Here is a 14104-nt window from a genome sequence, read left to right on the forward strand (position 1 = left end):
GGGGCTGAGGGTCGGGGTGGGGCTGAGGGGGGTCAGTCGTCGTTCGTCGTGGGGTCGATGACGCGGACGCCGAAGTGGGCACTGAGGGCGGTGCAGGCGCGGCAGGGGGTGGCGAAGCCGCCGTGGAGGGGGTCGCCGTCCTCGCGGATGCGGCGGGTGGTGAGTTTGGCGTGTCTGAGGGCTTTGCGGGCTTCGCCGTTGGTCATGGGTTTTCGGGCGGCGCGTTTGCTGCGGGCGGCGTCTGCGATGGCGAGGTGCCGTGAGATGAGGATGGTTTCGGCGCAGCGGCCGGTGTAACGGTCGCGTTGGCCGCTGGTGAGGGTGTCGAGGAAGTCCTGTACGAGGTGGTGCAGGGCGGGGGGTGTGTCGGCGCGGGTGGCGGTGCCGGTGAGGGTGGTGCCGCGGACGGAGAGGGCGGCGGCGACGGTGGGGAGGATGCCGTCGCGGCGGTGCTGGAGGGTGGGGGCGTGGGGGGCCTCGGCGGCGCTCCAGCCGATGCGGGGGTCGCCGCCGCGCGGGTCGGCGCTGCGGGGGTCGTTGCCGCGGGGATTGTTGCCGCGGGGCTCGCCGGGCCGCCCGGTGTGGGGTCCCGTCTGTGTCGCACTCATGATCATCTTCCCCTCCTGAGCATCCCCCCGAAGGTCACAGAGTGCCAAATCCCGTGGCTGCTGCGGTAGCTGGGGCGTGGTGACACGCCCGGGTGTGGGCGTTGCGTCACGGAAGGGTGACGGCTGGTCACGGAAGCGGAGGGGTGGGTGTCGGGTGCGGGGTCCGGTGCCGGTGACCGGTCTTGCCGTACCGCATAGGCTGTCGGCACCGCGATCGCGTGCGGTGGCCGGGCAGCGCGGTCAATCAGCGCGGTCAATCAGTGCAGACAGATCAGACAGACGCCGCAGGGGGCAACCGCCATGACGACAGGTCGGCTCGGGCTGGGGGCACCTCCCGGCCGCCAGGCCGGGGGACACGCCGCGCCGCCGAACGCGGCCTATGCCGGGCAGGTCGTGCACTTCCCGGATCCGGTGCGGGCGGCGCGTCACCCGAGAGGGGTACGGGTGGACGAGGGTGGTTACCCCGTCTTCTCGCCGTACGCGCGTGCGGTCGCGGAGATCGCGGACCCGCCGGAGGGTTTCGGCGTCGACGAGTTGCGGCTGACGGACTACGTGTCGGCGAACGCGGCGCTGTCGGCGTCGGGGCACGAGCTGTGGGACACGGTGCCGGCGGTGGCGACGCCGCACGGCTGGACGTGGCACCACGTGGCCGGGTCGCGGCGGATGGAGCTGGTCCCGGTCGAGGTGAAGGCGTTGCTGCGCCACCACGGTGGGATCGCGACGGCGGCGGTGGACCAGGGCAAGCGGGGGACGCGTCCGTTGCAGGAGACGCGTCCGGCGCACTTCGGTCTGCCGAAGTCGGGTGTCGCGGTGTCGGAGCAGCAGGTGCAGGGGGTCGAGGAGGATCTCGGGTACCGGCTGCCGGGGGCGTACCGGTCGTTCCTGAAGGCGGCGGGCGGCTGTGCGCCGGTGGGTACGGCGCTGGACGCGGAGCTGGGGCTGCTGGTCGACCAGCCGTTCTTCACGGTGCGTGAGGAGGCGGCGGTCAATGACCTGGTCTATGTCAACAAGTGTCTGCGGGACCACCTGACCAAGGACTATCTGGGTGTCGCGTTCGTCCAGGGCGGTCTGCTCGCCGTGAAGGTGAAGGGGGAGCGGATCGGTTCGGTGTGGTTCTGCGCCTACGACGATGTGCGGGACGTGGACCCCTCGTGGCAGCCGGCGGATCGCGTGGAGCGGTTGCTGCTGCCCTGCGGTGAGGACTTCGACGCGTTCCTGTCGCGGCTGGCGGGGTCCCCGCCGGAGCTGGAGACGGTGGCGAACCTGATGGTGGACGGTGGTTTCGCGCGTGCGGTGCCCGTGGCGTCGGCCTCGGTAGGGGAGTGAGCTGACGATGGTGACGTTCGCGCAGGCGCAGGAGCGCGCGGAGGAGTGGGTCAACGGCGAGCTGCCGGCGTACCAGCACCGTGAGGTGCGGGTGCGGGAGTTCGAGCTCGGGTTCGTGGTGTGGGCCGAGGACCGTTCGGACGGGCCGCGTTCGGACGGGGGCGCGCACCGGCTGGTGATCGCGCGGGACAGCGGTGAGGCGACGCTGTGGCCGGGGCTGCCGGTGGGTGAGGTGATCCGCCGGTACGAGGAGGAGTACGGCCGTCCCGAAGAGGCCGCGGAACCGGCGTCGGCGCCTGCGGCGCGGGTGGACCTGAATCAGACGTCGTTCCTGCTGACTCCGCCGGAGTGGCTGCAGGAGGCGGCGGACAAGCTGGGTATTCCGGACCGTCGGCGGGGGGACCGGGGCGGCGGTGGTGACACCGGCGGTGCCGGGGCCGGGGCGCTTCCCGACGGGGTGGGGGCGCTTCCTGGGACGCAGGCCGGGGCGCTTCCCGACGGGGTGGGGGCGCTTCCTGGGACGCAGGCCGGGGCGCCGTCGACTGAGGTGGCCCCTCCGGCTCCTGTGGCGTCGTCGGCTGCCGCGGCTCCTGCTGCTCCCGTGGCTTCTGCGGACGTGCAGGGGAGCGGTGCGGCGTGGCCGGCCGCCGGGGGGAGCGGTGCCGGCGGTACCGGGACGGGCGCGGGCGCGTCCGGTGCGCCGGGTGCGCCTGCCGGGGCGACGCCCTGGGCGGGTACGGACACCAACGCGGACGCCGGTGAGGACCGCTCCGTACCGCTGCCCCAGACCGTGTTCGCGCCGCCGTTGAGCGGTGCCGACGACGATGACACGCCGCCGCCCGCGGTGACGCCGGACGCCAAGACTGCGCTGATGTCGGGCGGCAGTGGGCTTCCGCCGACGGCGCTCGCGCCGGCGATCGACGACCCCGACGCGCCGGCCGCGTCCGCGGGGGCGCCGGCGCCCGCGTCGCCGGCGCCGTCCGCTCCGCAGCCGCCCGCCGGTCCGGGTGCGTCCGCCACGCCGGCCCAGCCGCTCGCGCCGCACGCCGGGGACATCGCCGACGCCGCGACCAGCAAGGCGGCGCCTCCGCCGCGCCGTGGCGGTGGTGCGACCACGCCGCCTCCGCCGGGGGCTCCAGGTGTGCCGGGTGTGCGGCCGGGGAGTACGCCTCCCCCGTCGGCGCCGGCTGCCCCGGCGGGTGGTTACGTGCCGACGCAGCTGGTGTCGTCGCTCGGCCCCGAGGGCCCGGGCGGCGGTTCGGCCACGCCGCCTCCGCCGAGCGTGCCCGGTGGGACACCGCCTGGCGGGATGTCTCCTGGTGGGGCGCCTCCCGGCGGGATGCCCCCCGGTGGGACGCCTCCCGGTGGGATGCATCATGCCGCCACGATGCTGGCAGATCCGGGCCGGACGGGTGGCGGCGCGCCTCAGCCGCCCGGTCCGCCCGGTGCTCCCGTGCCGCCCGCCCCTCCTGGTCCTCCTGGTGTCCCGGGCGCTCCTGGTGTTCCTGGCGCGCCCGGTGGTCCTGGCGCGCCCGGTGGTCCGGGTGTGCCGCCGCCTCCCGCCGCTCCTGGCGCGCCCGGCGGGCCCGGCCCGCAGGGTTCCTCGGGGGGTGCGGGCGGCGTGCACCATGCGCAGACCGTGCTGGCGGCACCTCCGGTGAGCGGCCCCGGCGCGCCTCCGCCGCCTCCGGGTGCTCCTGGTGTCCCGGGCGCCCCGGGTGCCGCACAGCCCATGCCGCCCGGTGCCGTGCCGCCGCCCGGCGGGCCGGTGCCCGGTGCGCCGCCGGCGTACGGCTTTCCGCAGCAGCCGCCGTCCGGTCTGCCGACCGTCGGCCCGGGCTACCAGGCCGTGCTGCGCTACCGCGCGCAGGACGGTTCCGAGCAGCAGCTGATCCGGCGTTCGGCGCCGGGTACGCCGCACCCGGAGTGGCAGATCTTCCACGAGCTGCGGGCCATGAACGTGCCGCCGGACCAGGTGCTGGAGCTGCACACGGAACTGGAGTCGTGCGAACTGCCGGGCGCCTACTGCGCGCGCATGATCCGGGAGCAGTGGCCGCAGGCGCGGATCACCTCCATCGCGCCGTACGGCACGGACCACGCGAGCCGGCAGCAGGGCATGGGGCAGCTGCTGGCGCACCAGGGCGAGCTGCACCAGGTGGCCGACGGGCCGGCACGTCCGGCGCCGGTGCGCGCGCCGCTGCCGCACGTGCAGCCGGCGCCGCCGATTCCGCCGGAGGCCGTCGGGCAGGAGCTGGGCGGCGCGTTCGGTCCGGGGGTCTTCCGGTTCGAGCAGGCCGCGGTGTCCCGGCAGGGGGTGCCGCCGATCGTGGCGCACACGCTGGTGGCGGCGGGCCTGCCGATGGACATGGGCCCGTTCTTCTGGGCACAGGCCCAGCCGGGGCGCCCGGTGCCGACACTGGCGGAGCTGGCGGCCGAACGGGGGGTGCAGCCGGCCTCGGACGCGGGTTCGTACCTCGTCGTCGGCAGTGACTTCGGCCGGGCGATCTGTGTGCAGTACGGCACGGCGGCCATCGTGGCGGTGCCGGTGGAGGCGGGACCGGGCGGTGTGCCCGTGCCGCCGCAGTTCGTGAACACGGGACTGCCGGAGTTCGCGCGCTGCCTGGCGCTGCTGGGCCGGATGTGGCGGCTCAGGTTCGGTCTGAACCAGGAGCAGGCGGGCCGCTGGACGGTGGACTTCCAGGCTCAGCTGGCCGCGTTGGACCCGGCGGCGCTCGGGTCGCCGGAGAGCTGGTGGTCGGTGCTGCTGGAGCAGATGTGGGACGGGTTGCTCTGAGGCGGCGGCGCCGCTGACGTATCCGAGGGGCTGGGCCCGGTCGACCTGTGAGGCGACCGGGCCCAGCCCTTTTCCATGCGGTGTGTCACATTATGAGGCTTTACTTTCGATCCATAAAGTCGGTTAAGTCCATTCAGTGCGGCAGTTCACCACAGGGGTTTGAGCATGAGCAGCGCATCGGCGTCTCCTCACGGCTTCGTGACCGTACGCGGGCGCGAGCGCGGCTACCGTCCCGAACAGGTGGAGGCGTGCGCCGCGGCCCTCTTCGAGGAGCGGGACGCGGCCTGGGAGCGGGCCGCCCGGCTCACCGTGCTCGCCCGGGAGATGGAGGAGGAGCTGGAGGACCTCCTGGATGTGGTCGCCCAGCTCGAGTCGCAGAGCTACGAGGCGCTCGGGGAGCGCGCGCGGCGTCTCTTCCAGCTCGGTCAGGAGGAGGCCGAGGCCGTACGGGAGGGGGCGCGGAGTGCGGCGGAGCGCCTGGTGGAGGACGCGCGGGTGTACGCGGCCGGTGTGCGCGCGGCAGCTGAGGCGCACGCCGAGACCGTACGTGCCGAGGCCGACGACCGGGCCCGGCGGCGGCTGCTCGCGGCGCGTGCGGAGGCCGACGAGACGCGGATCGGGGCGCGGCGCGAGGTGAAGGCGGGGCGCGGAGAGGCGCTGGCCGCGCTGCGGGAGATGCGGGAGCGCACCGCCGGGATGCTGGCCGAGCAGAGCAGGGAGCACGCGCAACGGTGGGCCGCGGAAGAACGGGCGCAGGACGAGCGGGCGCGTGCGCTGGACGCGCGTCACGTGGAGCTGGTGGCGCGCGCCGAGCGGGACCTGCACGAGGCGGAGCAGAACCTGGCCGACGCGGGGGAGGCGGCCGGGCGGCGGCAGGAGGAGGCCCGGGCCCGGGCGGCCGAGGTGGTCGCCGAGGCCCGGGTGTGCCAGGAGCGGATCGCCCGTGAGACGGAGCGGGTGCTGCGTGAGCACGGGGCACGGTGGGACGAACTCCAGGCCCACATGGCCTCCGTACGCAGCAATCTCCGTTCGCTGACGGGCCGGGCGGTGGAGTGACGCCTCGGGGCCGCTTCCCGGGCGCCGTCCATTGCCCCGGCGTACCGCCCCCGCCATGATCCAGCCCCCCACGGCCTCGTGGTGGCGGCGCTGTCCCTCCGCCCTGCGCCCGCCGGAGAGCATCGTGCCCGGGCAGCCGCAGGCGAAGCCCAGGGGATGAAGACCAGGCCCGTCGTGGTGAACGGGAACCACTCGAAGTCGGCGTCGGGGAAGGCGGAGACGGGCGAGCCGGAGACCGGGTTGGTACCCGGCATCAGCAGCAGGACGCCGGCGAGCCGCCGATCAGGGTGCTGAGCAGTCCGGCGCGGGTGTAGCGGCGCCGGAAGAGGCCGTGGACCAGGGCGGGTGCGATGGCCGATGCGCCCAGGCAGAAGGACAGCGTGACCACTCATGCCCTGTCCTCACGTCCTGGCCCCCAAGTCCTGGCCTTCATGCCTTGACCCTGACGTCGCGGGAGGGGGGACGATCGATGCGTCCCGGGGTGGAGGGCGACCCTGAGATCCGCTCCACCGAAGGGCGGACTGCCCCTAGGGGTACCTCCGTACTACGGGGTGGGGACGGTTCGTACCGTCGGAGGACGAGACGGGCCCGGTGCCCTCCTTAATCTGGCCTTACGCCGCTGGGGGGCGGCGAACCGGACCCGTGGGGGTGGGGTTTTCCCCAGGAAAAGAGTGCGCTGAACACCAGCGCGGTCGACCCCCCGGTCCGGCCAGACTCTTGATGCAGCAGCACGGCACACGCACGGCGGCGCGTTCACCGGGACGGGTCGCAGCACCACGTTCACCGGCACCGCTCAGCGCCCGCCGCCGGCACCGGCGGCTCACCTGATGACCGACATAGGAGACTTGACATGACATCGGCCGTAAGTATTCCCACGCACGGGAGCGCCGGAGCGCGTACGGCCGTTGCCGCGCGAGCGCGGCAGGTCGTGAAGGCCTACGGATCGGGTGAGACCCGGGTGGTCGCCCTCGACCACGTGGACGTGGACATCGCGCGCGGCCAGTTCACCGCGATCATGGGGCCGTCGGGGTCCGGCAAGTCCACGCTGATGCACTGCCTGGCCGGCCTGGACACCGTCACCGGCGGGCAGATCTACCTCGACGACACCGAGATCACCGGCCTGAAGGACAAGAAGCTCACACAGCTGCGCCGGGACCGGATCGGCTTCATCTTCCAGGCGTTCAACCTGCTCCCGACGCTGAACGCGATCGAGAACATCACGCTGCCCATGGACATCGCCGGACGCAAGTACGACCGGGCGTGGCTGGACCGGGTCGTGGAGACCGTGGGCCTCGCCGGGCGGCTGAAGCACCGGCCGACCCAGCTCTCCGGCGGCCAGCAGCAGCGGGTCGCGGTGGCGCGGGCACTGGCCGCGCGGCCCGAGATCATCTTCGGTGACGAGCCGACCGGAAACCTCGACTCGCGCGCCGGCGCCGAGGTGCTGGGCTTCCTGCGCCGGTCGGTCACCGAACTGGGCCAGACCATCGTGATGGTCACCCACGACCCGGTGGCCGCCAGTTACGCGGACCGGGTGCTGTATCTCGCCGACGGCCGGATCGTGGACGAGATGCACAAGCCGACCGCGGACGCCGTCCTCGACCGCATGAAGGACTTCGACGCCCGGGGGCGCACGTCATGACCGTCGTCAAGACCTCGATGCGCAACTTCCTCGCGCACAAGGGCCGTATGGCGCTGTCGGCGGTGGCGGTGCTGCTGTCGGTGGCGTTCGTGTGCGGCACCCTGGTGTTCACGGACACGATGAACACCACCTTCGACAAGCTCTTCGCGGTCACCTCGTCGGACGTGACGGTCATGCCGAAGGAGGCCAGGAGCGACGACGCTCCGCAGAGCGGCGTGCCCGAGTCGCTGCCGGCGTCCGCGCTGGAACGGGTCCGGGGGGCCGAGGGCGTCAAGACGGCCGAGGGCATGGTCAGTTCGATGAACGTGACCGTCGTCGACCGTGACAACGACAACGTGGGCGCCACCAGCGGCGCCCCGACGATCGCCGGCAACTGGACGAAGAACGACCTCCGGTCGATGGAGATCACCTCCGGGCACGCCCCGCGCGGGCCCACCGAGGCGATGGTCGACGCCGACACCGCCGACAAGCACGACCTGAAGCTCGGTGACGAACTGCGCACCATCTCGCAGACCGGCGACTTCAAGGCCCGGATCGTCGGCATCGCCTCCTTCACGGTGACCAACCCCGGCGCCGCCGTCATCTACTTCGACACGCCCACCGCACAGCGCGAACTGCTGGGCGCCACCGGCAAGTACACCCAGATCAACGTCGCCGCCGCGGCCGGCGTCTCCGACGCGCAGCTCAAGCAGAACGTCTCCCAGGTCATGGACGGCACCTACAAGGTGCAGACGGCGAAGGAGAACTCCGACGAGAACCGCGAGGAACTCGGCGAGTTCATGAACGTCATCAAGTACGCCATGCTCGGCTTCGCCGGAATCGCGTTCCTGGTGGGCATCTTCCTCATCATCAACACCTTCTCCATGCTGGTGGCCCAGCGCACCCGCGAGATCGGCCTGATGCGGGCCATCGGCTCCTCCCGCAGGCAGGTCAACCGATCGGTGCTCGTCGAGGCCCTGCTCCTCGGCGTCGTCGGCTCGGTCCTCGGTGTCGCGGCCGGTGTCGGAATCGCCGTCGGCCTGATGAAACTGATGTCGGCGGCGGGCATGAACCTGTCCACCGACGACCTGACCGTGAAGACGATGACCCCCGTGGTCGGCCTGGTCCTCGGTGTCGTGGTCACCGTCCTGGCCGCCTACCTGCCGGCCCGCCGCGCCGGCAAGGTCTCCCCGATGGCCGCCCTGCGCGACGCCGGTACGCCGGCCGACGGCAAGGCCGGCTGGATACGCGGCCTGATCGGCCTGGTCCTCACCGGTGCCGGCGCCGCGGCCCTGTTCACGGCAGCCGGCGCCGACAAGGCGACTGAGGGTTCGATGATGCTCGGCGCGGGCATCGTGCTGTCCCTCATCGGCTTCGTCGTCATCGGTCCGCTGCTCGCGGGCTTCGTGGTGCGGGTGATCAGCGCGGTGCTGCTGCGGGCCTTCGGTCCGGTCGGCCGCCTGGCCGAGCGCAACGCCCTGCGCAACCCGCGCCGCACCGGTGCCACGGGCGCCGCCCTCATGATCGGCCTGGCGCTCGTCGCCTGCCTCTCGGTGGTCGGCTCCTCCATGGTCGCCTCGGCCACGAGCGAGCTGGACAAGTCGGTCGGCGCGGACTTCATCGTCCAGGGCAACCAGCGGATCGTGCCGCAGGCCGAGAAGGCGATACAGGACACACCCGGACTGGCGCACGTCACCCAGTACAAGGAGCTCGACGCCACCCTGACCTCGCCCGACGGCAAGACGGACGACGACGGCCTCACGGCCGCCGATCCGACGTTCGCCCAGGACGTGCGCCGTGTGACGACCGAGGGCGACCTGTCCGCCGCCTACGGCACCGACGCCATGGCGGTCGGCACGGGCTACGCCGAGAAGCACGGCGTGCACGTCGGTGACACCGTCTCCGTCGCCTTCAAGGGCGGCGAGACCGCCAAGCTGAAGGTCGCCGCGATCATGGACGACGACGTGGCCATCGAACAGGGAGCGCGGTACATCAGCGTCGAGACGATGCGGAAGTACCTGCCGGCCGACAGCATCCCGCCGAACTCGATCATGTTCGCCAAGGCCGAGGACGGCCAGGCGGAGCAGGCGTACGCGGCGCTGAAGAAGTCGCTGGACCCGTACCCGCAGTACCAGGTGGCCGACCAGACCGACTACAAGCAGGAGCTGAAGGACCAGATCGGCCAGCTGCTGAACATGGTCTACGGCCTGCTCGCCCTGGCGATCATCGTCGCGGTCCTCGGTGTGGTGAACACGCTGGCGCTGTCGGTGGTCGAGCGGACCCGCGAGATCGGTCTGATGCGGGCGATCGGTCTCTCCCGCCGCCAGCTGCGCCGCATGATCCGCATGGAGTCCGTCGTCATCGCCCTCTTCGGTGCCCTGCTGGGCCTGGGACTGGGCATGGGCTGGGGCGCGACGGCACAGAAGCTGCTCGCCCTGGAGGGGCTCAACGTTCTCGACATCCCCTGGCCGACGATCATCGGCGTCTTCATCGGCTCGGCGTTCGTGGGCCTGTTCGCGGCCCTGGTCCCGGCGTTCCGCGCGGGCCGCATGAACGTCCTGAACGCCATCGCGACGGAGTAGCGGCCGACGGCCACCGCACACGGGGGTTGCGGGGGAACGCACGGCGCCGGAAGTCCTGGACGACTTCCGGCGCTGTGCCCTTTCGTCCGTTCGGGGGCTTCGCGCCGGGTCGTTCGTCCGGGTCTTCGCGCCGGGTCGTTCGGCCGGGGCTTCGCGCCGGGTCCTTTCGTCCGTTCGGGGGCTCCGCGTCGGGTCGTTCGTCCGAGGCTCCGCGTCGGATCCTTTCCGGTCGCATGAGGCGGCCGACGCCCTGAGGGTCCCCTTTCGGCCGACCGAGTCGGATGGTGGGTGGGCACAGGCCGGGGTCCGGGGGTGCAGGCCGGGGTCCGGGGCACACGCCGGGGTCCGGGGCGCAGGCTGGGCACAAGGTGGGCGCAGCCCTCTGGCGGGTACACCGCCATGCCGGTCACCCGGAAGCGGACGTCGTCCACAGGCTCCGACGCAGGCCCGCGCAGCGTCGTACGCTGGACACCCCCGGCCCTCACCGCGTCGGGCTACTCGTGTTGTCCACCCCCGGCACCCCAGGACGGAAGCGCCCCCTCCATGAGCCTGCACGGTCTGCTCGACGCCGTCGTCAAGGACACCGCCCTCGCGGAAGCCATCTCGGCGGCCGCAGACGGCAACCGCATGCACGTCGACCTGGTCGGCCCGCCCGCCGCCCGCGCCTTCTCCGTCGCCGCGCTGGCCCGCGAGACGGGCCGCCCCGTGCTGGCGGTGACGGCGACGGGACGCGAGGCGGAGGACCTGGCCGCGGCCCTGCGCTCGCTGCTGCCCCCGGAGGGCGTGGTGGAGTATCCCTCGTGGGAGACGCTCCCGCACGAGCGGCTCAGCCCCCGCAGCGACACCGTCGGCCGCCGTCTCGCCGTCCTGCGGCGACTGGCCCACCCACGTCCCGACGACCCCGAGACCGGCCCGGTCTCCGTCGTCGTCGCACCCGTACGCTCCGTGCTCCAGCCGCAGGTCAAGGGCCTCGGCGACCTGGAGCCGGTCGCGCTGCGCACCGGGCAGAGCGCCGATCTGAACGAGATCGTCGAAGCCCTGGCAGCCGCCGCGTACGCGCGCGTGGAGCTGGTGGAGAAGCGCGGCGAGTTCGCGGTGCGCGGCGGCATCCTGGACGTCTTCCCGCCCACCGAGGAGCACCCCCTCCGCGTCGAGTTCTGGGGCGACGACGTCGAGGAGATCCGCTACTTCAAGGTCGCCGACCAGCGCTCCCTGGAGGTCGCCGACCACGGCGTGTGGGCCCCGCCCTGCCGTGAACTGCTGCTCACCGACGACGTACGGGAGCGGGCCCGGGTCCTCGCCGAGGACCACCCCGAGCTGGGCGAACTGCTCGGCAAGATCGCCGAGGGCATCGCGGTCGAGGGCATGGAGTCCCTGGCCCCGGTCCTCGTCGACGACATGGAGCTGCTGCTGGACGTGCTGCCCAAGGGCGCCATGGCCCTGGTCTGCGACCCGGAGCGGGTGCGCACGAGGGCCGCCGACCTCGTGGCCACCAGCCAGGAGTTCCTCCAGGCGTCCTGGGCGGCCACCGCCGGCGGCGGCGAGGCGCCGATCGACGTGGACGCGGCCTCCCTGTGGTCCATCGCGGACGTCCGGGAACGCGCCCGCGAGCTGGACATGATGTGGTGGTCGGTGTCGCCGTTCGCCGCCGACGACGCGCTGGACGACGCCGACACGCTCAAGCTCGGCATGCACGCCCCCGAGACCTACCGCGGCGACACCGCCAAGGCGCTGGCCGACACCAAGGGCTGGCTCGCCGACGGCTGGCGCACGGTCTACGTCACCGAGGGCCACGGCCCGGCCGCCCGCACCGTCGAGGTCCTCGGCGGCGAGGGCATCGCGGCCCGCCTCGACAACGACCTCGGCACTCTCGGTCCCTCCGTCGTGCACGTCTCCTGCGGCTCGATCGACCACGGCTTCGTCGACCAGGCGCTCAAGCTCGCCGTGCTCACCGAGACCGACCTGACCGGGCAGAAGGCCGCCGGCCGCGAGGGCGCCCGGATGCCGGCCAGGCGCCGCAAGACCATCGACCCGCTCACCCTGGAGACGGGCGACTACATCGTCCACGAGCAGCACGGCGTGGGCCGCTACATCGAGATGGTGCAGCGCACCGTGCAGGGCGCCACCCGCGAGTACCTGGTCGTGGAGTACGCCCCCGCCAAGCGCGGCCAGCCCGGCGACCGGCTCTACATCCCCACCGACCAGCTGGAGCAGATCACCAAGTACGTCGGCGGCGAGGCCCCCACCCTGCACCGCCTGGGCGGCGCCGACTGGACCAAGACCAAGGCCCGGGCGAAGAAGGCGGTCAAGGAGATCGCCGCCGACCTGATCAAGCTGTACAGCGCGCGGATGGCGGCGCCGGGGCACGCCTTCGGCGCGGACACCCCCTGGCAGCGCGAGCTGGAGGACGCCTTCCCCTACGCGGAGACCCCGGACCAGCTCACCACCATCGCCGAGGTCAAGGAGGACATGGAGAAGACCGTCCCCATGGACCGCCTGATCTGCGGCGACGTCGGCTACGGCAAGACCGAGATCGCGGTCCGTGCCGCCTTCAAGGCCGTCCAGGACGGCAAGCAGGTGGCCGTACTCGTGCCGACGACCCTGCTGGTGCAGCAGCACTTCGGGACGTTCGGCGAGCGGTACGCCCAGTTCCCGGTGAACGTGCGGGCGCTGTCCCGCTTCCAGACCGACACCGAGTCGAAGGCGACCCTGGAGGGCCTGCGCGAGGGCTCCGTGGACATCGTCATCGGCACCCACCGCCTGTTCTCCTCCGAGACGAAGTTCAAGGACCTCGGCCTGGTCATCGTCGACGAGGAACAGCGTTTCGGCGTCGAGCACAAGGAGCAGCTGAAGAAGCTCCGCGCCAACGTCGACGTCCTGACCATGTCCGCCACCCCCATCCCGCGCACCCTGGAGATGGCGGTCACCGGCATCCGCGAGATGTCCACGATCACCACCCCGCCGGAGGAGCGCCACCCGGTGCTGACCTTCGTCGGCCCCTACGAGCACAAGCAGATCGGCGCCGCCATCCGCCGCGAGCTGCTGCGCGAGGGCCAGGTCTTCTACATCCACAACCGGGTCGAGTCCATCGACCGCGCGGCGGCCAAGCTGCGCGAGATCGTCCCCGAGGCGCGCATCGCCACCGCCCACGGCCAGATGTCGGAACAGGCCCTCGAACAGGTCGTCGTCGACTTCTGGGAGAAGAAGTTCGACGTGCTGGTCTCCACGACCATCGTCGAGTCCGGCATCGACATCTCCAACGCCAACACCCTCATCGTGGAGCGCGGCGACAACTTCGGTCTCAGCCAGCTCCACCAGCTGCGCGGCCGGGTCGGCCGAGGCCGCGAACGCGGCTACGCCTACTTCCTCTACCCGCCGGAGAAGCCGCTGACCGAGACCGCGCACGAGCGGCTCGCCACGATCGCCCAGCACACCGAGATGGGCGCGGGCATGTACGTGGCGATGAAGGACCTGGAGATCCGCGGCGCGGGCAACCTCCTCGGCGGTGAGCAGTCCGGCCACATCGCGGGCGTCGGCTTCGACCTGTACGTACGGATGGTCGGCGAGGCGGTCGCGGACTACCGGGCCTCCCTGGAGGGCGGTGTGGAGGAGGAGCCGCCGCTCGAGGTCAAGATCGAGCTGCCCGTCGACGCGCACGTCCCGCACGACTACGCCCCCGGCGAGCGGCTGCGGCTCCAGGCGTACCGGTCCATCGCCTCCGCCAACAGCGAGGAGGACATCAAGGCCGTACGCGAGGAACTCGTCGACCGGTACGGCAAGTTGCCGGAACCGGTGGAAAACCTGCTGCTGGTAGCGGGCCTGCGCATGCTCGCGCGGGCGTGCGCCGTCGGCGAGGTCGTGCTCCAAGGCAACAACATCCGGTTCGCGCCCGTGGAGCTGCGCGAGTCCCAGGAGCTGAGGCTCAAGCGGCTCTATCCCGGAAGCGTCATCAAGGCGGGTGCCCACCAGATCCTCGTGCCGCGCCCGAAGACCGCGAAGGTGGGCGGAAAGCCGCTGGTCGGGCGGGAACTGCTCGGCTGGGTGGGGGAGTTCCTGACGTCGATCCTGGGATCGTAGCCGCCCGCTGGAGGAAGCCTGGAAGCCGTCCACGAGGCAGGCC

7 protein-coding genes and 1 pseudogene are annotated in these 14104 nt (G+C 72.3%); 6 read left to right on the forward strand and 2 right to left on the reverse strand.

Translation table 11 applies throughout. The annotated features are described in order from the left end of the window. Positions 1-32 precede the first annotated feature (32 nt). Positions 33-608, reverse strand: a complete 576-nt coding sequence (locus ACH4F2_RS17805) for a YwqJ-related putative deaminase (RefSeq protein WP_398133632.1) — start codon at positions 606-608, stop codon at positions 33-35. Positions 609-908: 300 nt separating this feature from the next. Here ACH4F2_RS17805 and ACH4F2_RS17810 point away from each other — a divergent pair, with 300 nt between their 5' ends. The 3 genes from ACH4F2_RS17810 to ACH4F2_RS17820 all read left to right on the forward strand — a co-directional run bounded on the left by ACH4F2_RS17810 (position 909) and on the right by ACH4F2_RS17820 (position 5784). Beyond that, positions 909-1934, forward strand: a complete 1026-nt coding sequence (locus ACH4F2_RS17810) for an SMI1/KNR4 family protein (protein ID WP_398133633.1) — start codon at positions 909-911, stop codon at positions 1932-1934. A gap of 7 nt (positions 1935-1941) precedes the next feature. Next, complete coding sequence (locus ACH4F2_RS17815; RefSeq protein ID WP_398133634.1) at positions 1942-4728, forward strand: SUKH-4 family immunity protein; 2787 nt, start codon at positions 1942-1944, stop codon at positions 4726-4728. A gap of 165 nt (positions 4729-4893) precedes the next feature. Then, complete coding sequence (locus ACH4F2_RS17820) at positions 4894-5784, forward strand: cellulose-binding protein (protein WP_398133635.1); 891 nt, start codon at positions 4894-4896, stop codon at positions 5782-5784. 36 nt (positions 5785-5820) lie between these two features. Here ACH4F2_RS17820 and ACH4F2_RS17825 read toward each other — a convergent pair. Continuing rightward, positions 5821-6172, reverse strand: a pseudogene (locus ACH4F2_RS17825) (cation acetate symporter); the annotation flags it as partial. 462 nt (positions 6173-6634) lie between these two features. On the opposite strand from ACH4F2_RS17825, the gene ACH4F2_RS17830 reads away from it, so the two are divergent. The 3 genes from ACH4F2_RS17830 to mfd all read left to right on the forward strand — a co-directional run bounded on the left by ACH4F2_RS17830 (position 6635) and on the right by mfd (position 14061). Then, on the forward strand, positions 6635-7423 hold the full coding sequence (locus ACH4F2_RS17830; protein WP_398133636.1) for an ABC transporter ATP-binding protein: 789 nt from the start codon (positions 6635-6637) through the stop codon (positions 7421-7423). Continuing rightward, the gene (locus tag ACH4F2_RS17835) at positions 7420-9984 is read left to right on the forward strand and encodes an ABC transporter permease (RefSeq protein ID WP_398133637.1); all 2565 of its coding nucleotides are present in this window, start codon (positions 7420-7422) and stop codon (positions 9982-9984) included. Before ACH4F2_RS17830 ends, ACH4F2_RS17835 begins: the two co-directional genes overlap by 4 nt. A 543-nt stretch (positions 9985-10527) precedes the next feature. Continuing rightward, positions 10528-14061 carry a transcription-repair coupling factor gene (mfd, locus tag ACH4F2_RS17840; RefSeq protein ID WP_398133638.1) on the forward strand — a complete coding sequence of 1178 codons (3534 nt, stop codon included), beginning with the start codon at positions 10528-10530 and terminating at the stop codon, positions 14059-14061. Positions 14062-14104 lie beyond the last annotated feature (43 nt).

The organism is Streptomyces sp. NPDC017890 (assembly GCF_044328675.1).
Taxonomy (GTDB): Bacteria; Actinomycetota; Actinomycetes; order Streptomycetales; family Streptomycetaceae; genus Streptomyces.

Coding starts and splice junctions, on each gene's coding strand:
- ACH4F2_RS17805 (WP_398133632.1), bottom strand. CDS start 608: ATGAGTGCGACACAGACGGGACCCCACACCGGGCGGCCCGGCGAGCCC.
- ACH4F2_RS17810 (WP_398133633.1), top strand. CDS start 909: ATGACGACAGGTCGGCTCGGGCTGGGGGCACCTCCCGGCCGCCAGGCC.
- ACH4F2_RS17815 (WP_398133634.1), top strand. CDS start 1,942: ATGGTGACGTTCGCGCAGGCGCAGGAGCGCGCGGAGGAGTGGGTCAAC.
- ACH4F2_RS17820 (WP_398133635.1), top strand. CDS start 4,894: ATGAGCAGCGCATCGGCGTCTCCTCACGGCTTCGTGACCGTACGCGGG.
- ACH4F2_RS17830 (WP_398133636.1), top strand. CDS start 6,635: ATGACATCGGCCGTAAGTATTCCCACGCACGGGAGCGCCGGAGCGCGT.
- ACH4F2_RS17835 (WP_398133637.1), top strand. CDS start 7,420: ATGACCGTCGTCAAGACCTCGATGCGCAACTTCCTCGCGCACAAGGGC.
- mfd (WP_398133638.1), top strand. CDS start 10,528: ATGAGCCTGCACGGTCTGCTCGACGCCGTCGTCAAGGACACCGCCCTC.